The organism is Roseateles sp. GW821-FHT09B06 (assembly GCF_059418245.1).
In genome coordinates this window covers 250,218-268,056 of record NZ_JBWKPM010000003.1, presented here as the reverse complement: position 1 = coordinate 268,056, position 17,839 = coordinate 250,218, and the positions used below count along the sequence as shown (strand labels likewise).

General features: G+C 68.6%; 19 protein-coding genes. 8 read left to right on the top strand and 11 right to left on the bottom strand.

Annotation, left to right across the window (positions count from 1 at the left end; genetic code table 11):
* Nucleotides 1-52: 52 nt before the first annotated feature.
* The 6 genes from AC07OQ_RS04620 to AC07OQ_RS04595 form a co-directional block, all read right to left on the bottom strand.
* Entirely contained in the window at nt 53-787 is a 735-nt protein-coding gene (locus AC07OQ_RS04620) for an amino acid ABC transporter ATP-binding protein (RefSeq protein WP_495051913.1), read from the bottom strand.
* Between the two features lie 12 nt (nt 788-799).
* Nucleotides 800-1,465 (bottom strand): amino acid ABC transporter permease, encoded by a 666-nt coding sequence (locus tag AC07OQ_RS04615; RefSeq protein WP_495051912.1) that lies wholly within the window; start codon nt 1,463-1,465, stop codon nt 800-802.
* The gene (locus AC07OQ_RS04610) at nt 1,462-2,151 is read right to left on the bottom strand and encodes an amino acid ABC transporter permease (protein WP_495051936.1); all 690 of its coding nucleotides are present in this window, start codon (nt 2,149-2,151) and stop codon (nt 1,462-1,464) included. Before AC07OQ_RS04610 ends, AC07OQ_RS04615 begins: the two co-directional genes overlap by 4 nt.
* A 129-nt stretch (nt 2,152-2,280) precedes the next feature.
* On the bottom strand, nt 2,281-3,174 hold the full coding sequence (locus AC07OQ_RS04605; RefSeq protein WP_495051911.1) for an amino acid ABC transporter substrate-binding protein: 894 nt from the start codon (nt 3,172-3,174) through the stop codon (nt 2,281-2,283).
* A 252-nt stretch (nt 3,175-3,426) separates the two neighbouring features.
* Entirely contained in the window at nt 3,427-4,344 is a 918-nt protein-coding gene (locus AC07OQ_RS04600) for a LysR substrate-binding domain-containing protein (protein WP_495051910.1), read from the bottom strand.
* Nucleotides 4,345-4,410: 66 nt separating this feature from the next.
* On the bottom strand, nt 4,411-6,174 hold the full coding sequence (locus AC07OQ_RS04595) for an ABCB family ABC transporter ATP-binding protein/permease (protein ID WP_495051935.1): 1,764 nt from the start codon (nt 6,172-6,174) through the stop codon (nt 4,411-4,413).
* A 130-nt stretch (nt 6,175-6,304) separates the two neighbouring features.
* Here AC07OQ_RS04595 and AC07OQ_RS04590 point away from each other — a divergent pair, with 130 nt between their 5' ends.
* Nucleotides 6,305-6,712, top strand: coding sequence for an acyl-CoA thioesterase (locus AC07OQ_RS04590; RefSeq protein ID WP_495051909.1), 408 nt, complete (start codon nt 6,305-6,307; stop codon nt 6,710-6,712).
* Between the two features lie 9 nt (nt 6,713-6,721).
* Nucleotides 6,722-7,864: an NAD(P)/FAD-dependent oxidoreductase gene (locus AC07OQ_RS04585; RefSeq protein ID WP_495051908.1), complete on the top strand. Its 1,143-nt coding sequence runs from the start codon at nt 6,722-6,724 to the stop codon at nt 7,862-7,864.
* 24 nt (nt 7,865-7,888) lie between these two features.
* On the opposite strand, the gene AC07OQ_RS04580 is transcribed toward AC07OQ_RS04585, so the two are convergent.
* Nucleotides 7,889-8,614 (bottom strand): GntR family transcriptional regulator, encoded by a 726-nt coding sequence (locus AC07OQ_RS04580; protein WP_495051907.1) that lies wholly within the window; start codon nt 8,612-8,614, stop codon nt 7,889-7,891.
* A 118-nt stretch (nt 8,615-8,732) separates the two neighbouring features.
* Between AC07OQ_RS04580 and pcaB the strand changes: the two genes are divergently transcribed.
* The 4 genes from pcaB (at nt 8,733) to AC07OQ_RS04560 (ending at nt 13,241) form a co-directional block, all read left to right on the top strand.
* Nucleotides 8,733-10,109 carry a 3-carboxy-cis,cis-muconate cycloisomerase gene (gene pcaB, locus AC07OQ_RS04575; protein WP_495051906.1) on the top strand — a complete coding sequence of 459 codons (1,377 nt, stop codon included), beginning with the start codon at nt 8,733-8,735 and terminating at the stop codon, nt 10,107-10,109.
* A 33-nt stretch (nt 10,110-10,142) separates the two neighbouring features.
* Entirely contained in the window at nt 10,143-11,120 is a 978-nt protein-coding gene (locus tag AC07OQ_RS04570) for a tripartite tricarboxylate transporter substrate-binding protein (RefSeq protein WP_495051905.1), read from the top strand.
* A gap of 7 nt (nt 11,121-11,127) precedes the next feature.
* Complete coding sequence (locus tag AC07OQ_RS04565; RefSeq protein WP_495051904.1) at nt 11,128-12,663, top strand: fumarate hydratase; 1,536 nt, start codon at nt 11,128-11,130, stop codon at nt 12,661-12,663.
* 179 nt (nt 12,664-12,842) lie between these two features.
* Complete coding sequence (locus AC07OQ_RS04560; RefSeq protein WP_495051903.1) at nt 12,843-13,241, top strand: hypothetical protein; 399 nt, start codon at nt 12,843-12,845, stop codon at nt 13,239-13,241.
* Here the strand turns inward: AC07OQ_RS04560 and AC07OQ_RS04555 are convergent.
* Nucleotides 13,189-13,986 carry an SGNH/GDSL hydrolase family protein gene (locus AC07OQ_RS04555; RefSeq protein ID WP_495051902.1) on the bottom strand — a complete coding sequence of 266 codons (798 nt, stop codon included), beginning with the start codon at nt 13,984-13,986 and terminating at the stop codon, nt 13,189-13,191. The two genes, AC07OQ_RS04560 and AC07OQ_RS04555, sit on opposite strands and share 53 nt — an antisense overlap.
* A gap of 150 nt (nt 13,987-14,136) precedes the next feature.
* Here AC07OQ_RS04555 and AC07OQ_RS04550 point away from each other — a divergent pair, with 150 nt between their 5' ends.
* Together AC07OQ_RS04550 and AC07OQ_RS04545 are read left to right on the top strand one after the other, a co-directional pair.
* Nucleotides 14,137-14,967, top strand: a complete 831-nt coding sequence (locus AC07OQ_RS04550; RefSeq protein WP_495051901.1) for a hypothetical protein — start codon at nt 14,137-14,139, stop codon at nt 14,965-14,967.
* 6 nt (nt 14,968-14,973) lie between these two features.
* Nucleotides 14,974-15,603: a phage tail protein gene (locus AC07OQ_RS04545; RefSeq protein WP_495051900.1), complete on the top strand. Its 630-nt coding sequence runs from the start codon at nt 14,974-14,976 to the stop codon at nt 15,601-15,603.
* Nucleotides 15,604-15,621: 18 nt separating this feature from the next.
* Here the strand turns inward: AC07OQ_RS04545 and AC07OQ_RS04540 are convergent, their stop codons facing one another.
* From AC07OQ_RS04540 to AC07OQ_RS04530, 3 genes are read right to left on the bottom strand one after another with little or no spacing between them, the layout of a single operon-like run.
* Entirely contained in the window at nt 15,622-16,386 is a 765-nt protein-coding gene (locus AC07OQ_RS04540; protein WP_495051899.1) for an enoyl-CoA hydratase, read from the bottom strand.
* 49 nt (nt 16,387-16,435) lie between these two features.
* Complete coding sequence (locus tag AC07OQ_RS04535) at nt 16,436-16,957, bottom strand: DUF1569 domain-containing protein (RefSeq protein WP_495051898.1); 522 nt, start codon at nt 16,955-16,957, stop codon at nt 16,436-16,438.
* 11 nt (nt 16,958-16,968) lie between these two features.
* A complete protein-coding gene (locus AC07OQ_RS04530; protein ID WP_495051897.1) occupies nt 16,969-17,826 on the bottom strand; it encodes an alpha/beta hydrolase family protein in 858 nt (285 codons plus the stop codon).
* Nucleotides 17,827-17,839 lie beyond the last annotated feature (13 nt).

Here is a 17,839-nt window from a genome sequence, read left to right as displayed (position 1 = left end):
GTCCGCCGGGCTCGCCCCCTTGAGGGGGCGCGCGAAGCGCGTAGGGGGTGGGTTAATGTTGCAGGATCTTGGCCAGGAAGTCCTTGGCGCGCGGCGCCCGGGCATCGGGATTGCCGAAGAACTCTTCCTTCGTGCAGTCCTCGACGATCCTGCCCTCGTCCATGAAGATCACGCGGTTGCTGACCTTCTTGGCAAAGCCCATCTCGTGGGTCACGCACATCATGGTCATGCCCTCATGGGCCAGCTGCACCATCACGTCCAGCACCTCGCCGACCATCTCGGGATCCAGCGCCGAGGTGGGCTCGTCGAACAGCATCACGATCGGGTCCATCGACAGCGCACGGGCGATCGCCACGCGCTGCTGCTGGCCGCCGGAGAGCTGGCCGGGGAACTTGTCCTTGTGGGCCATCAGGCCGACGCGGTCCAGCATCTTCAGGCCGCGCGCCTTGGCGTCGTCCATATTGCGGCCCAGCACCTTGACCTGGGCGATGGTCAGGTTCTCCGTGACCGAGAGGTGCGGGAACAGCTCGAAATGCTGGAACACCATGCCGACGCGCGAGCGCAGGCGCGGCAGGTCGGTCTTCGGGTTGGCGATCGAGATGCCATCGACCACGATGTCGCCCTTCTGGATCGGCTCCAGCGCGTTGACGGTCTTGATCAGGGTGGATTTGCCGGAGCCCGAGGGGCCGCAGACCACCACCACCTCGCCCTTGGCGATGCTGGTGGTGCAGTCGGTCAGCACCTGGAAGGGGCCGTACCACTTGGAGATGTTCTTGATGTCAATCATGGCCAGCAGTCCTTAGCGGATGATTTGGATCTTCTGCTGCAGCCGACGCACCAGCATCGACAGGCTGAAACAGATCACGAAATAGACCAGGGCCGCGACCAGATAGGTCTCGACCGGACGGTTGAAGTTCTTGCCCGCGACCTCGAAGCCCTTCAGCAGGTCGTAGGCGCCGATCGCATAGACCAGCGAGGTGTCCTGGAACAGGATGACGGTCTGGGTCAGCAGCACCGGCAGCATATTGCGGAAGGCCTGCGGCAGCACGACGAGCTGCATGGTCTGGCGGTAGCTCATGCCGACCGCATAGCCGGCATAGACCTGGCCCTTGGGCACGCTCTGGATGCCGGCGCGCATGATCTCCGAGTAGTAGGCCGCCTCGAACACCGTGAAGGTGATGATGGCCGACAGCTCGGCGCCCATCGGGCGGCCGATCAGCAGCGGAATCAGCAGGAAGAACCACAGGATCACCATCACCAGCGGGATGGAGCGCAGCGTGTTGACATAGAAGGCCGCCGGCAGCACCAGCCACTTCTTGCCCGACAGGCGCATCAGCGCCAGCAGGGTGCCCAGCGCAATGCCGCCCAGCATCGCGATCACGGTCAGCTGCACGCTGAAGATCAGGCCCTTGAGGATGAAGCTGGAGACGACGCTCCAGTCCAGGAAGGCGAAGTTGAGATTCATTTGCCACCTCCGATCATGCCGGGGACCTGCACGCGGTTCTCGATGAACAGGGCGATGCGGTTGATCACGAAGGCGGAGACGAAGTACAGCCCGGTGACGGCCAGGTAGACCTCGATGCCGCGCGAGGTTTCCTCCTGCGCCTGCATCGCGAACATGGTCAGCTCGGCGATCGACACGGCGAAGGCCACCGAGGAGTTCTTGATGATGTTCATGCTCTCGCTGGTCAGCGGCGGGATCACGATGCGGAAGGCCATCGGCAGCAGCACATAGCGGTAGGTCTGCGGCAGGGTGAAGCCCATCGCCAGCCCCGCGTAGCGCTGGCCCTTGGGCAGGCTCTGGATGCCGGCCTTGACCTGCTCGGCGATGCGCGCCGAGGTAAAGAAGCCCAAGGCGAACACCACCAGGATGAAGCTGGGGAAAGTCTTCAGCGGCGGAATCAGCGACGGCAGCACGTGGTACCAGAGGAAGACCTGGACCAGCAGCGGGATGTTGCGGAACAGCTCGGTCCAGGCATTGCCCAGCGCCACCAGGCCCTTGCTGGGCGTGGTGCGCAAGATGCCCATCAGCGCGCCGACGAGCAGGGCCACGAGCAGGGCCAGCACGGCCACGCTCAGGGTCCAGCCCCAGGCCGAAAGCATCCAGTCCAAATAGGTGATCTCGCCGCCGTTGCCCAAGCAACGCGGCATCACCTCGCCATCGATGGTGTTCTTGCAGAACACCTGCCAATCCCATGTCGCCACGCGATCCCCTCTCAAAAAACGAGGCCGCCCGAAACTGGCCGGGCGGCCCCTTAGCCTTCAGTCAAGCGCCCGGCTTTACTTCTTGGCGTACTCTTCCATCGGCTTGTCGTTCGGGTTGGCCCAGGCCGCCTTGGTGTTGTCGTTCGCCGGCATGCCGACCTTGGTGTTGGCCGGCGGGATGGGCTGCTCGAACCACTTGCCCCACAGCTTGGCGATGTCGCCGGATTTCATCTGGGCCTTGATGCTGTCGTCCACGGCCTTCTTGAAGGCGGGGTCGTCCTTGCGGATCATGATCGCGATCGGCTCGACCGACAGCACCTCGCCCACCAGCTTGAACTCGGCCGGGTTCTTGGCCTTGGCGATATTGCCGGCCAGGATGGCGCCGTCCATCACGAAGGCGTCGGCGCGGCCCGACTCCAGCAGCAGGAAGCTGTCGGCATGGTCCTTGCCGAACACTTCCTTGAAGTCCACGCCGGTGGCGCGCTCATGCTTGCGCAGGGTCTGCACCGAGGTCGTGCCGGTGGTGGTGGCGATGGTCTTGCCGTTCAGCTGGCCGATGCCGTTGATGCCGGAGTTGGCCTTGACCGCGATGCGCACTTCCTCGACGAAGGTGGTGACGGCGAAGGCCACATCCTTCTGGCGGGCGGCGTTGTTGGTGGTGGAACCGCACTCGATGTCCACGGTGCCGTTCTGCACCAGCGGGATGCGGTTCTGCGAGGTCACCGGCTGGTACTTGATGTCCAGCTTGGCCAGGCCCAGCTGCTTCTGCACGTCGGCCAGCACCTTCTGGCAGATCTCGACGTGATAGCCGACATACTTGCCGTCGCCCAGCGTATAGGACAGGGCGCCGGAAGACTCACGCACGCCCATGGTGACCGCACCGCTGTCCTTGATCTTCTTCAGCGTGTCGTCGGCATGCGCCATCCCGGCGGCAGCCGCGACGGCCAACACAAGCAATGTCTTCTTCATAAGAGCTCCTGGTTCAAGATCGATTCTTAGAGCGCGAAGCAGACCATGGGCCGGCTCCCCGCGTCGTACGGAGTTTCACTTACGCATCCGCGTCCGTCCTCCAGCCACGCAGTGTGCAAGATTTGCGCCCGGCCCCCGCTTCAACGAGCGCGGACTCTAGCCGCCCGGGCGGGTCTCGCCCAATGCCTATTCTGGCCGCGCTTATGCAGCACCGACATGGGTACCGCGGGTAAACCCCTGTTTTCGAGCCCCTCAGCCGCGCTGGGCCAAAAAGTCCCACAGGGCCTGGGCCACCGGCTTGTTGCGCCGCGCCGCTTCGGGGCGCTCGCGGTAGATGCGCAATTCCATGCTCAGCTCGAACTCGCCCGGCGCCGTGGCCTGCACCAGGCGCCGCGACCTCAGCTCCTTCTTGACCGAGCTGGCCGGCAGGAACGCCACGCCATGCCCCTCCAGGGCCATGGCCTTCAGCCCCTCGGCCATGTCGGTCTCGTAGATCGCATCCAGGTTCAGCGCCGACGGCGAGTCCTTGACGATCACCTCAACCAGGCGCCCCAGGTAGGCGCCCGAGGCATAGCTGAGAAAGGGGATCTTCTGGCCCGGATGCCCCGGCAGGCCGAACAGCGGCAGCCCCTGGGCGTCGCCCTTGGCATAGGCGGCCAGGGTCTCGAAGCCCAGCGAGGCCATCTGATAGCGTTCCGGATCCAGCTGCAAGGGCTGGCTCGGATGATGGTAGGCGATCAGCAGATCGCAGTTGCCCTCGCTGAGCTGCAGCGCCGCGTCATGCACGTTCAGCGCATTGAGCCGGCTCTTCAGCGGACCGAAGCGCTGGCGCAGGTCCATCAGCCAATGCGGGAAAAAACTGAAGGCCAGCGAATGCGGCATCGCGAACTCGATCATGTCCTGCCCGGCCGCCTGGTGGCTGCGCAGCATATTGCGCGTGGCCTGCAGATTGCCCAGCATCTCGACCGCCTGCTCCAGCAGGGTCTCGCCGGCGGCGGTCAGGCGGGTCGGATAGGAGCTGCGGTCCACCAGGTCCACTCCGGCCCAGGCCTCCAGCGCCTGGATGCGGCGCGAGAACGCCGGCTGGGTCACATGCCTGAGCTGGGCGGAGCGCGAAAAACTGCGCGTCTCGGCCAGGCTGACGAAATCTTCGAGCCATTTGGTTTCCACGCGGGCAGTGTAGCCGCCGCCTCGACCCGAGCCTGCCGCCTGGAGCGCGAGGGGCGGCGGGCCGCGTCACTTGTCGCCGGCCTGCTGCAACGCCCACATCTGCGCATAGCGCCCGGCCCGGGCCAGCAGCGCCTCGTGGCGGCCGCGCTCGATGATGCGGCCCTGCTCCATCACCAGGATCTCGTGCGCATCGACGACGGTCGAGAGCCGGTGCGCGATCACCAGCACGGTCTTGTTCTGGCCCACCGCCTCCAGCTCGGCCTGGATCGCGCGCTCGTTGCGCGAGTCGAGCGCCGAGGTGGCCTCGTCGAAGATCAGCAGCGGCGGGTTCTTCAGCAGGGTGCGGGCGATCGCGACGCGCTGCTTCTCGCCGCCGCTGAGCTTGAGCCCGCGCTCGCCCACCATGGTCTCGTAGCCCCTGGGCGTGGACATGATGAAGTCGTGGATATGGGCGGCGCGCGCCGCCGCCTCGATCTGCTCCTGCGAGGCGCCCGGCCGGCCGTAGGCGATGTTGTAGGCCACCGTGTCGTTGAACAGCACGGTGTCCTGCGGCACGATGCCGATGGCGCGCCGCACCGATGCCTGGGTCACGCCGCGGATGTCCCGGCCGTCGATCGTGATCAGGCCCTGGTCCACGTCGTAGAAGCGGTACAGCAGGCGCGCCAGCGTGCTCTTGCCCGAGCCGCTGGGCCCCACCACCGCCACCTTCTTGCCGGCCGGGATCTCGAAGCTCAGCTCCTTCAGGATCGGCCGCGCCGCCTCGTAGGCGAAGCTGACATGCTCGAAGCGCACCGCCGCGCCGTCCACCCGCAGCTCGGCCGCGCCCGGCGTGTCGGCCACCTCGCGTTCGCGCTCCAGCAGGCCGAACATCTTGTCCAGGTCGGTCAGGCTCTGCTTGATCTCGCGGTAGATCACGCCGAGGAAGTTCAGCGGGATGTAGAGCTGGATCATGAAGGCATTGACCATCACCAGGTCCCCGAGGGTCATGGCTCCCGTCGCCACGCCCTGTGTGGCCCGCCACAGCATCGCCACCAGCGCGGCGGCGATGATCAGCTGCTGGCCGCTGTTCAGCAGCGACAAGGTGGTCTGCGACCTCAGCTGGGCGCGGCGCAGCTTCTCCAGGCTTTCGTCGTAGCGGTGCGCCTCGAAGTCCTCGTTGTTGAAGTACTTGACCGTCTCGTAGTTCAAGAGCGAGTCGATCGCCTTGCTGTGCGCCACCGAGTCCAGCTCGTTGAGGATCTTCCGGAACTTGGTGCGCCATTCGGTGACCAGCACCGTGAAGCCGATGTAGAACACCAGCGCGCCCAGCGTGATCCAGGCGAACCAGGCGTCGAACTTGACCGCCAGCAGGGTCAGCACCAGGGCCACCTCGATCAGGGTCGGCACGATGCTGTAGAGCGAATAGGAGATCAGCGAATGCACCGCCCGGGTGCCGCGCTCGATGTCGCGCGTCATGCCGCCGGTCTGGCGCTCCAGGTGGAAGCGCAGGCTCAGGTCATGCAGATGGCGGAACACCTGCAGCGAGATGCTGCGCGCCGTGCCCTCGGTGGCCTTGGCGAAGATCAGTTCGCGCGCCTCGGTGCACAGCGATGTGGTCAGGCGCAGGCCGCCATAGGCCAGCAGCAGGCCCAGCGGCACGACCAGCAGCGCCTGCGGATCGCCGGGCTTCAGGCTGAGGCTGTCGACCAGCGATTTCAGCAGCACCGGCACGCCCACATTGCTGAGCTTGGCGCCGAGCATGAAGCCCAGCGCCAGGCCGACCCGCCAGCGGTAGCGCCACAGATAGGGCAGCAGCTTGGCGATGGTGGCCCAGTCGGAGCGCGGCGCCATCGACAGGGCGGTGCTCGGCGGCAGGGAGGCGATGGGGCTGGCGCGACGGCTGGCTTGCATGGATTTTGCTGGGGTCCGGGGGCAATCAGGGAAAATGCCGATCAGCCATTCTCACAGGGATCCCCTCCACATGTCCGACCAACAACAAAGCCCGCCCCAGACCGCGCCGCGCGAACTGGTGCTGCGCGTGATGCCGATGCCCGCCGATGCCAATGCCAACGGCGATATCTTCGGCGGCTGGATCATGGCCCAGGTGGACCTGGCCGGCTCGGTGCTACCGGCGCGCATCTCGCGCGGCCGCGTCGCCACCGTGGCCGTCAACGAATTCATCTTCAAGCAGCCCGTCTCGGTCGGCGACCTCCTGAGCTTCTATGCCCAGGTGACGCGCGTGGGCCGCACCTCCGTCTCGGTGCATGTCGAGGTGGTGGCCGAACGCAACCCCGCCAACCCGCATGTGGTCAAGGTCACCGAGGCCAATCTGACCTATGTGGCCATCGACCGCGAGGGCAAATCCAGGCCGTTCGCAGAACAGGCCTGAAGCCGCGCGGTGACCTCGGTCCTGATCCTCGGCGGCGGCGCAATCGGCAGCGCCGTCGCGGCGCATCTGGCCGCCGAGTCCGGCGCCTGCTCCGTCACCGTGCTGGAGCGCGACCCGGGCTATGCCCAGGCCTCATCGGCCCGTTCGGCCGCCTCGATCCGCCAGCAGTTCTCGACGCCGCTGAATATCGCGCTGTCGCGCTACGGGCTGGGGGTGCTGCGCGGCCTGGGCCCGCGGGCCGCCCTGGTCGAACAGGGCTATCTCTATCTGGCCACCAACGCCGGCGCCGGGCCGCTGGCCGCGCTGCACGCGCTGCAGACCCGCGAAGGTGCCGACCTCGAGCTGATGACGCCGGCCGCGCTGCGCGCCCGCTGGCCCTGGCTGGCCACGCAAGACCTGGCTCTGGGTGCCTGGGGCCGCAGCGGCGAAGGCTGGTTCGACGGCTGGGGACTGCTGCAGCATTTCAAGCAGCGCGCCCAGGCCGCGGGCGCGCGCTATCTGGCCGACGAAGCGCTGGCCTTGCGCCGCGATGCCGGCGGCGCCCTGAGCGGCGTGCAGACCCGCCAGGGCCTGCTGCTGCAGGCCGATCTCTATGTGCTGGCCTGCGGCGCCTGGTCCGGCGCGCTGGCCGCGAGCGCCGGCCTCGCGGTGCCGGTCAGCGGCAAGCGCCGCAGCGTCTATGCCTTCCGCACGCCCGAGCCGGCCGCCGGCTGCCCGCTGGTGATCGACCCCTCGGGGCTGTGGTTCCGGCCCGAGGGGGAAGGCCAGTTCATCTGCGGCGGCCCGCCGCTGGGCGAGGATGCCGACGATCTGCCGCTGGACCCGGAGGCCGGCCTGTTCGAGGACCGGCTCTGGCCCGCGCTGGCCGCGCGCGTGCCCGGCTTCGAGCGCCTGCGCCAGCAGCGCTCATGGGCCGGCTATTACGAGATGAATGCCTTCGACCACAACGGCCTGGTCGGCGCGCTCGACGCATGCCCCAATCTGCTGCTGGCCTGCGGCTTCTCCGGTCATGGCTTGCAGCATGCGCCGGGCATCGGGCGCGGCCTGGCCGAGTGGATCGCGCATGGCGAGTACCGCAGCCTGGACCTGACGCCGCTGACGCCCAATCGCATTGCGGCAAACCGGCCCTATCTCGAACTCAATGTGATCTGAGGCGCCGCAGCAAGGTGCGCACGCCTACTCCTTCGCCCTTCGCAGCTGCATCGAGAAGGTGAAGCGCTCCGCAGGGTGCACGGTGACCGAGATCTCGAACACCTCGTCGGCCGCGTCCAGGTAATGCCGCACGATGCGCAGCGCCGGCGACCCCACCTCGACCATCAGCTCCTCCGCCAGCACCTTCGGCACGGCCATGGCCTGGATGTCCTGGGTGATGCGGGCGATGCGGCGCCCGAAGCGGGTCTCGATCAATGAGCTGATCAGGGTGTCCGGTGCGCTGCGCACCATCTCGCCCACCTCGCGGTACTTCTCGTCCACATAGACATCGGTCCAGCCCATCGGCCGGCTGGGCCGGCCGCCATCCATGCGCAGGCTGGAGATGCGCAGCCAGCGCGTGCCGCCGGCGCAGCCCATCTCCTTGGCCAGGGCCAGGTCGACCACCACGTCCTCGACCTTGCGCACGGTGCGCACATGCTCGGAGCCGAACTGGGCCAGATCCTCGACCGAGGCCAGCGCCTGCGTGAAGCCGGCGCTGGGCGTGGCCGCCTCGACCCGCGTACCGACGTTCTTGCGCCGCGAGATCAGGCCCATCTCCTGCAGTTCGGCCAGCGCCATGCGCACCGTATAGCGGCTGGCCCCATGGCGTTCGCACAGCTCCAGCTCGGTCGGCAGCAGCGAGCCCACAGGGAATCTGCCGCTCGCGATGCCCTCGGCCAGTTCACGGGCGAGCTCGCTATGCCTGCTCATCGGGCGCCTCCGAAAACAAGGGTTTACCCGCGTTGTCTTTATGTTCGAACATATTAATCTTCATTTGTTCGAACATAACAATATGTTCGATTTTTGTCAACATATCGAGGCTTCTTGCATGTCCAGTTCCTTTCCCATGGCCAGCACCGTCATCGACTCCGTGCTGTTTCGTGACGCCTTCGGCACGCCGCGCATGCGCGAGGTCTTCTCGGACGGCGCGCTGATCCAACGTTACATCGAGGTGGAGGTGGCACTGGCCCGCGCCGAGGCGCGCTGCGGCGTGATCCCGGCCGAGGCCGCCGAGGCGATCGCCCGCGAGTCGCGCAGCGACCGGCTGGACTTCGAGCATCTGCGCCACGAGACCGACATCGTCGGCTACCCGATCCTGCCCCTGGTGCACCAGCTGGTCGCGATGTGCGGCGAGGCCGGTCGCTATGTGCACTGGGGCGCGACCACGCAGGACATCATGGACACGGCCAATGTGCTGCAGTTGCGCGCCGCGCTGGACATCGTCGAGGCCGACATCGGCGAACTGCGCCAGATCCTCGCCGAGCTAGCGCGCAAGCACCGCGGCACGCCGATGGCCGGACGCACCCATCTGCAGCAGGCCCTGCCGGTGACCTTCGGCTACAAGGTCGCGATCTGGCTGGCGATGTTCGACCGGCACCAGCAGCGCCTGGCCCAGCTGCGCGAGCGCGTGCTGGTGGTCGAGTTCGCCGGCGCGGCCGGCACGCTGGCATCGCTGGGCGACAAGGGTTTCGCAGTGCAGGAAGCGCTGGCCGAGGAACTGAAGCTGGGCGTGCCGGCCACCACCTGGCATGTGGCGCGCGACGGCTTCGCCGAGAGTGTGAATCTGCTGGCACTGATCACCGGCTCGCTGGGCAAGATCGCGCTGGACATCATGATCATGGCCTCGACCGAGTTCGCCGAGGTCTACGAGCCCTTCGTCAAGGGACGCGGCGCCAGCAGCACCATGCCGCAGAAGCGCAACCCGATCTCCAGCGAGCTGATGCTGGCCGCCTCAAAGGCGGTGCGCCAGCATGCCGGGCTGATGGTGGACGCGATGGTGCAGGACTTCGAACGCGCCACCGGTCCCTGGCATGCCGAATGGGTCGCGCTGCCCGAGAGCTTCATCCTGACGGCCGGGGCGCTGCACCAGGCCAAGTTCGCGCTCGGCGGCCTGATCGTCGATGCGCCGCGCATGCGCCACAACCTGGGGCTAAGCCGCGGCCTGATCGTGGCCGAGGCCGTGATGATGGGCCTGGCCCCCGCGATGGGTCGCCAGCAGGCGCATGACGTGGTCTACGACGCCTGCCGCACGGTCAACGAACGGGGCGGCACCCTGGCCGAAGCGCTGGCCGCGCTGCCGGCGGTCACAGCGCATTTCGACCGCTCCGCGATCGAGCGCCTGACCGACCCCGCCAACTACCTCGGCCTCGCGCCGCAGATGGTCGACCGAGCCATCGAGCTGTCGCGCGCCTTGCCGCGCCCCTGAGTTCCCCCACCATCCCTCACGAGGAGACAAACCGTGCATGCATTGAAGACGGCCGCGGCCGCCCTGACCCTGCTGTTGTCCGCCACCGCCGCCCAGGCCCAGGCCTGGCCCGCCCGCACCCTGACCTGGGTCGTGCCCTTCGCCGCCGGCGGGCCCACAGACGCGATGGCGCGCGACATCGCCGACAAGGTGGCCAAGCAGATCGGCCAGCAGATCATCATCGAGAACCTCGGCGGTGCCGGCGGCACCATCGGCGCGGCCAAGGCGGCCAAGAGCGCGGCCGACGGCTACACCTTCCTGGTCGGCCATCTCGGCTATATGGGCGCCGCGCCCTCGATCTACAAGAAGCTCGCCTACGACCCGGTGAAGGACTTCGAGGCGGTGTTCCGCTTCCCCGACACGCCGCTGGTGCTGCTGGTGCCCAAGTCCTCGCCGCACAAGAGCGCGGCCGATCTGATCGCCTTCGCGAGGAAGAACCCCGGCAAGCTGAACTTCGGCAATGCCGGCGCGGGCTCCACCTCGCACCTGATCGCCGCGCTGTTCGAGAGCCGTGCCGGCATCGAGGCCGAATCGGTGCCCTACAAGGGCGCCGCCCCGGCGATGAACGACCTGATCGCCGGCCAGGTGGACGCGATGTTCGACCAGACCAACACCGCCCTGCCCCAGGTGGCCGGCGGCCGCATCACCGCGCTGGCCCTGACCTCGACCACGCCGATGGCGCAGTTCCCCAATGTGCAGCCGCTGGCCGCCAAGACCATTCCCGGGTTCGAGGCCGCCACCTGGTACGGGCTCTATGCGCCCAAGGGCACGCCCAAGGAGGTGATCGCCAAGCTGCACCAGGCCTATCTGAAGGCGCTGGCCGACAAGGCCTGGACGCAGAAGATGGCCGAACTGGGCATCCAGCTGCTGCCCGAGGCGCAGTACGCGCCCGAGGCCTTCGCCAGGCACACCGCGGCCGAGGTCGAGAAGTGGCGCAAGGTCGCGGCCGACGCCAAGATCACGCTCGACTGAGCGCGCCATGGCCCGGCAGATCGCGCAGGAAGACCTGGAGGACGGCATCGCCGCGGCGCTGCAGTTCATCAGCCACCACCATCCGGCCGACTTCGTGCGCGCGCTGCGCCGCGCCCACGACGCGGAGACCCATGCGCCGGCCAAGGCGGCGATGGCGCAGATCCTGATCAACAGCCGGCTCGCGGCCGAAGGACGGCGGCCGCTGTGCCAGGACACCGGCGTCGCGCAGATCTTTCTGCGCGTCGGTGCGGGCGTGCAGTTCCTGCGCCGCGACGGCGCGCCGCCCCGCGCCTTGCAGCGCGTGGCCGATGCCGCGGTGCGGTGTGCCTACGGCGATCCGGCCAACCCGCTGCGCGCCTCGATGGTCGGCGATCCGCTGGGCCGGCGCATCAACACGCGCGACAACACGCCGGCCATCGTGCAGGCCGAGATCGTTGACGGCGATCGGGTCGAGGTGCTGGTCGTGGCCAAGGGCGGCGGCGGCGACGTCAAGGCACGCTTCGCGACGCTGAACCCGAGCGACAGCGTGGCCGACTGGGTGCTGGCCCAGCTGCCTGGCATGGGCGCCGGCTGGTGCCCGCCGGGCGTGATCGGCATCGGCATCGGTGGCAGCCCGGAGCAGGCCATGCTGCTGGCCAAGACCGCGCTGTTCGAGCCGATCGACATCGACCTGCTGCGCGCCCGAGGCCCGGCCGATGCGGCCCAGGCGCTGCGGCTGGCGCTGTTCGAGCGCGTCAACGCCCTGGGCATCGGCGCGCAAGGCCTGGGCGGGCTGGCCACGGTGCTGGACGTCAAGGTGGCGGCCGCGCCCTGCCATGCCGCCACGATTCCGGTGGCCTTGATACCCAACTGTGCGGCAGCCCGCTACACGCGCTTCACCCTGGACGGCAGCGGGCCGGCCGTGCTCGATCTGCCGACGCCGGAACCGTGGGACGGCATCCCAGATCGCTTCGAGGCGCCGGAGGCCCTCAAGGTCAACCTGGACGGACTCGGCAAGGCCCAGGTCGCGCAATGGCGCATCGGCCAGACCCTGCTGCTCTCGGGTCGCGTGCTGACCGCGCGCGACGCCGCGCACAAGCGCCTGGTCGATCTGCTCGATGCCGGCCGGCCGCTGCCGCTCGAGCTGCGGGGCCGCGTGATCTATTACGTCGGCCCGGTCGATGCCGTGGCCGGCGAGGCGGTCGGGCCGGCCGGCCCGACGACGGCCACCCGCATGGACAAGTTCTCCGAGGCCATGCTGGGCCGCGCCGGCGTGCTAGCGATGATCGGCAAGGCCGAGCGCGGACCCGCCGCCATCGCCGCGATCCGGCGCCATGGCGCACCCTATCTCGCCGCCGTGGGCGGCGCGGCCTATCTGCTGTCGAAGGCGATACGCAGCGCCAGGGTGCTGGCCTTCGAGGACCTCGGCATGGAGGCGATCCACGAGTTCGAGCTGGTCGACTTCCCGGTCACGGTGGCCGTGGATGCACGGGGCCGCAGCGTGCACCGCCTCCGGCCAGCCGCCGGCGACGCACCGCAGGATCCGTCGACCGAGCTGTCCTGAGCGGCGCCGAACCGGATCGGCCCCGGGGAGATCAGCGCCACCATCTCGCAAACAGCAACGGTGCATTGAACGCCAGCTCATTTATTGATTGACGCCGAGGTTCCACAGTAGAGCCCATGGACGCAGCACGAGGACCTCCGGTCCCGGCGCCCAGCGACTCAACCCCAAAGGAACCCATCATGAAGAAGCTGACTGTTGTTGCCCTGTCCCTGCTGGCCGCCGGCGCTGCGCTGGCCGATGGCGGGAGTTCCGCCGAGACGGGCCGCGAGGCCGTGATCGCGGCCCGCTCGGCCGTCAAGGTCGTGGTGCCGCAGACCAGCCGCGCCGCGGTGGTGGCGGAGCTGCAGCGGGCCCGCCAGGCGGGCGAGATCGACGCGCTGGACCGCGAGGTGGATCGGCCGCTGGTCGCGAGCGGGCCGAGCCGCAGTCGCGGCGAGGTGGTGGCCGAGCTGGCGCGTGCGCGCGCCGCGGGCCAGCTCGATCTCGTGAACGGCGACCGCTCGGACTATGCGCACCTGGCGCCCATCAAGCGCCAGTCGGCCTCGCTGTTCGTCGGACAGCCGGTGTCCCTGCAGTAAGGGCCGCGGGCACCCAGCCGCCACATTCCCGGGCGATGCGGTCCGCCAGCGTCTCGGCCCAGAGCGCATAGCCGGCCGGGCTGGGATGGAAACCGTCGGGCGCCATCAGGCGCCCGACCTCGCTCCCGCGATGCAGATGCGCGGGCAGCGCCTGCAGGCCGCGATCCGGCTGCTGCAGCAACGCCCGGGCCAATGCGCGGTTCAGTCGCAGGGCCTGGGCCCCCATGAGCCAGCGCAGCGGTTGCGGCAGGAGCGGGAAGCGCTGCATCGGCGGCACGGCGCTGTGCAGGGTGTAGCGTGCCCCCGCACGCTCCCGCACGAGCGCATGGATCTGGTCCAGCTGATGCAGCCAGCGCGCCGCGGAGGCCTGGGCCGTGACGTCGTTGACGCCCAGCGCCGTCACCAGCACATCGGCCGGAAAGATCTCGCTGACGCGCAGATGCTCCAGCGCATCCTGCGCGGTGTGGCCGGTGCGGGCCAGCACCTGCCAGCGCACCATGCCCGAGAGTCGCGTGGCCAGCGCGCGGCTCAGGTGACCGGCCAGCGCCTCGTCCTGGCACGCGGCGCCGACACCGACGCCCGAGGAGTCGCCAACGATCAGCAGGCGCAGCACCAGCGCGCCCTCGCCCGCCACGCCGGCACGCTGCCCCACGGGCTCCGGCAGGCGCAGCGCCTGGCGCCGCACATATGCACCCTGCCATAGCAGCAGGGGCGCGAGCAGCAGCTTGGCCGTGTCGATCAGCATGACCCGGCCAAGGCGCGCTGTCGGCGAGCTTTACATCCGGCCCCACAAGGCCCGCCCCGGCGCCGCCAATGCCTTGTTTCCATGATGAATTTCCCTCGTGGCATGCATTATGCGGTGCGCTGCGGCACCACTGTCTGGGAGGAGACTTGCATGAAACATAGGCTCTCTCGCTTACTGCTCGGCATCGGTTTGACCCTGGGCCTGCTGTCGAATTCGGCGGCCGGTCCGGTCCCCGCCGGCCTCAGCATCACGGCCTCGGTGACGCTGGACACGGCCAACTCGCTGGATCCGGTCGGCGGCGGCACCCAGTCCGGCACCTTCTTCCATGTCAACGGCAGCCCCAGCAGCAGCAGCTTCAGCAATCTGCCGGGCACGCTGTCGCCCAGCAGCCTGAGCGGCGGCCTGCTGCAGACGGGTGACAGCCTTGGCGTGTCCTTCGCGATGTCCGGCACCGCCACTGCCGCCGCCGATGCGCAGACCGACGGCCTGTTTGCCGACTATCTGCTGAACCTGGTCAACGGCTCCGCCACCGAGACCTTCACGCTGCTGTTCACGGTCGGCGCGCGCAACAGCGTGGCGGCCAGCGGCCCGGATGCGTTCGCCTATTCGGACATCAGCGTGCGCGATGCCCTGCTCAACGAGCTGTTCTTCTCGGACTATCGTGCCGACACCGTCAACCCCGGCTCGAACCTGCAGCTGCAGAGCGTCGACGACAACTTCTCCGTGGTGCTGGCTCCCGGGCAGAGCCTGATGCTGAGCGCGCTGCAACGCCAGCGCGGCGGCGCCTTCGGCATCGGCAGCAGTTACGGCGCCTCGCTGGACAGCTATATCCAGCTGGATGAGGTGCGCAGCAGCGGCGGCCCCGGCAACGGGTTGCCGCTGCCCGGCAGCCTGTCTCTCGCGGCCCTGGCCCTGCTGAGCTGGGCCTGGGCGCTGCGCCGTCCCGCCACCACCCTCCCCGGCGTCGTCAACCAAAGGTGAGCTGCCATGAACATCAAGCCCCTGACTCCCCTCTCCGCCCGCCCCCTGCAGACCCTGGCCATCGGCCTGACCCTGCTGGCCACGGCCATGCCGGCGCAGGCCTGCTCCAGCGAGCCGCTGCTGGGCTCGATCTGCATCGTGCCCTATACCTTCTGCCCGCGCGGTTTTGCCGAGGCATCCGGCCAACTGCTGCCGATCGCCCAGAACACCGCCCTGTTCTCGCTGCTGGGCACCACCTATGGCGGCAACGGTCAGACCACCTTTGCCCTGCCCGATCTGCGCGGGCGCGGGCCGGTGGGCGTGGGCAGCGGCCCGGGCCTGGGCACGATCGACATCGGCCAGGTCGGCGGGCAGGAGAACGCGCAGCTGACGATCGCCCAGATGCCCGCCCATTCCCACGGGGCCCAGCTGCGGGGCAGCAGCGCGGCCGGCAACACGGACAGCCCGGCCGCTGCGGTGTCGGCCAAGCTGGCGCGCTCCAACATCTACAGCAGCGGCGCGGCCGACACCAATATGGGCGCCAATGCCGTCGTGATCGGCAGCAGCGGCAACGGCCAGCCCTTCCCGGTGCGCAACCCCTATCTGGGCCTGCGCTACTGCATCGCGATGCAAGGCATTTACCCGTCCCGCGACTGAACGCGCCCCGCGCTCTCCCTACTCGAACTTGCTGAAGTCCGGCTGGCGCTTCTGGAAGAAGGCCTGGAAGGCCTCCGTCGCCTCCGGGCTGCGCAGGCGGGCGCCGAAGATCTCGCCCTCGGTCTTGATCGTCGCCAGCACGGTCTCGCGCTGCGGCGCGCGCATCAGGCGCTTGCTCTCGCGCACCGCGCTGGGCGCCAGCTTGTTGAAGCGCTCGGCCACGCGGCGGGCGTGGTTCACGACCTCGGCGGCCGGCAGCACCGCATTGGCGATGCCGCATTCCACCGCCTGTTCGCCGGTGAAGGGGTCGCCCAGCAGCAGCTTCTCGGCGGCGCGGCGATGGCCCATCAGCTGCGGCAGCAGCAGGCTGGACGCGAACTCGGGCACCAGGCCCAGGCCCACGAAGGGCATGGCCAGGCGGGCATCGTCGGCGACGAATACGAAATCGCAGTGCAAGAGCATCGTCGTGCCGATGCCGATCGCGGCGCCGGTGACGGCGGCGATCACCGGCTTGTCGCAGCCCAGCAGCGCGCGCATGAACTGGAACACCGGCGCGTCCTCGCCGCTGCGCGGGCGGGCCATGAAATCCTCCAGGTCGTTGCCCGAGGTAAAGATGCCGGGCTGGCCGTAGATCAGGATGGCGCGCACCTCGCCGGCAGCGGCGGCCGCGTTGATGGCGTCGGCCATCTGCTGGTACATGTCGCCGGTCAGCGCGTTCTTCTTCTCGGGGCGGGCGATTTCGATGCTGGCCACGCCGTTGACGATGGCGGTCTTGATGCTCATATCGGGGTCTCCTTGGGTATGGATGTGATGGTCGTTCGGGCCGGGCCGGTCAGGCCGTGGCGGTGAGGGCCTGCACCTGCGTCCAGTGGTTGGCCAGGTGCATCAGATGGGCGCGCTGGTATTCGCTGCGGTCCAGCGCGCCGTAGGCGAAATGGGGCTTGAACGCGCCCTGATGCGCGCCGAAGGCCTCCATCGCGTCCAGCAGGCGCTGCACCGAGGTCTTCAGGCTCCGCTGGGGATCGAGCGCCGGCGCGCCGGGGATCGGTTCGGCCAGGTTGTGGTTCATCCTGCCGCGCGCATCGAACACCGCGAACGCGGCCTTGCCCAGCGTGTGCTGGAACAGCGCGCTCCTGGGCTCGGGGTAGCCCTGGATCGAGAACTCGATGCTCTGCGCCAGATGCTGCAGCAGCTGTGGCAGGCTCCAGCTTTCGTGCGCCAGATGGTGCTGGCGGAACATCAGCTCCAGCACCGATTCGCGTGCCTGCTGCCAGCTGGCAAAGCCGGGCGACAGCGCGCCCTCGCAAGCCGTCAGCAGCAAGGGCGAAGCAAGGAGCAGATGGCGGCGCTTCATGTCACCAAGCCTCAGGCGAGCCATGCCGTGACCTGCGGCCACAGGGTCGGCTCGAAACTCTTGCGGAAGAAGCCGAAATGGCCGATGCGGCGCGCCCCCACGTCCCTGGGCGCGATGCGGCGCAGTTCGGGCCTGGCGCCGGCATAGAAGCCGTGCAGCGATTCGGTGTTGCGGCGGGACATGAACTCGTCGTCGGTGAAGGCCAGCGACAGCATCGGCGCGCGCAACTCCGCATACTGCGTGCGCAGCGTCTCGCCGCCCTCGCCCATCATGTAGCCGGGATGCAGGCACCAGCGCCGCCACTGCGCCATCACGCCCCTGGGCAGGTCGCCCACCTTGCGCAGCTTGCGGCCGGGGAAATAACCGAACAGCGGCAGGCTCAGTGGCACCAGCACATACCAGAGCCACCAGACATAGCGCCTCAGGCCGGCAGCGTTCTCGCGCCAGTAGCCGCTGCCGCAACCGACCGTGACGGCGCGGCCGACGCGCTCGCGGTTCGGCAGCAGGCCCAGGATCTGGCCGCCCAGGCTGTGGCCCAGCCAGTGGATCGGCCTTGTTTCACCGCCTTCCAAGCGTCGCGACAGCTCGTCCAGCGCCGCCGCAGCGTCGCGCTCGGCCCAGGTGCGGATGTCCGCATCCAGGCCCTTCAGCGAGCGCCGCATCGCGGCCGGGCGCGAGGCACCCATGCCACGGTAGTCGAAGCTCATGACCAGCCAGCCCCGGGCCGCCATCCACTGCGCGAAGTCGGCGTAATAGCGCTGCTCCACGCCCATGGCCGGCGCGATCAGCAGGCCGGCCTTGGCCCCGGCCGCGTCGCCGTAGAGATGGCCCTTCAGTTCGAAGCCGTCGGCCGCATGGAAGCTGATCATGGTCTGAGCCCTC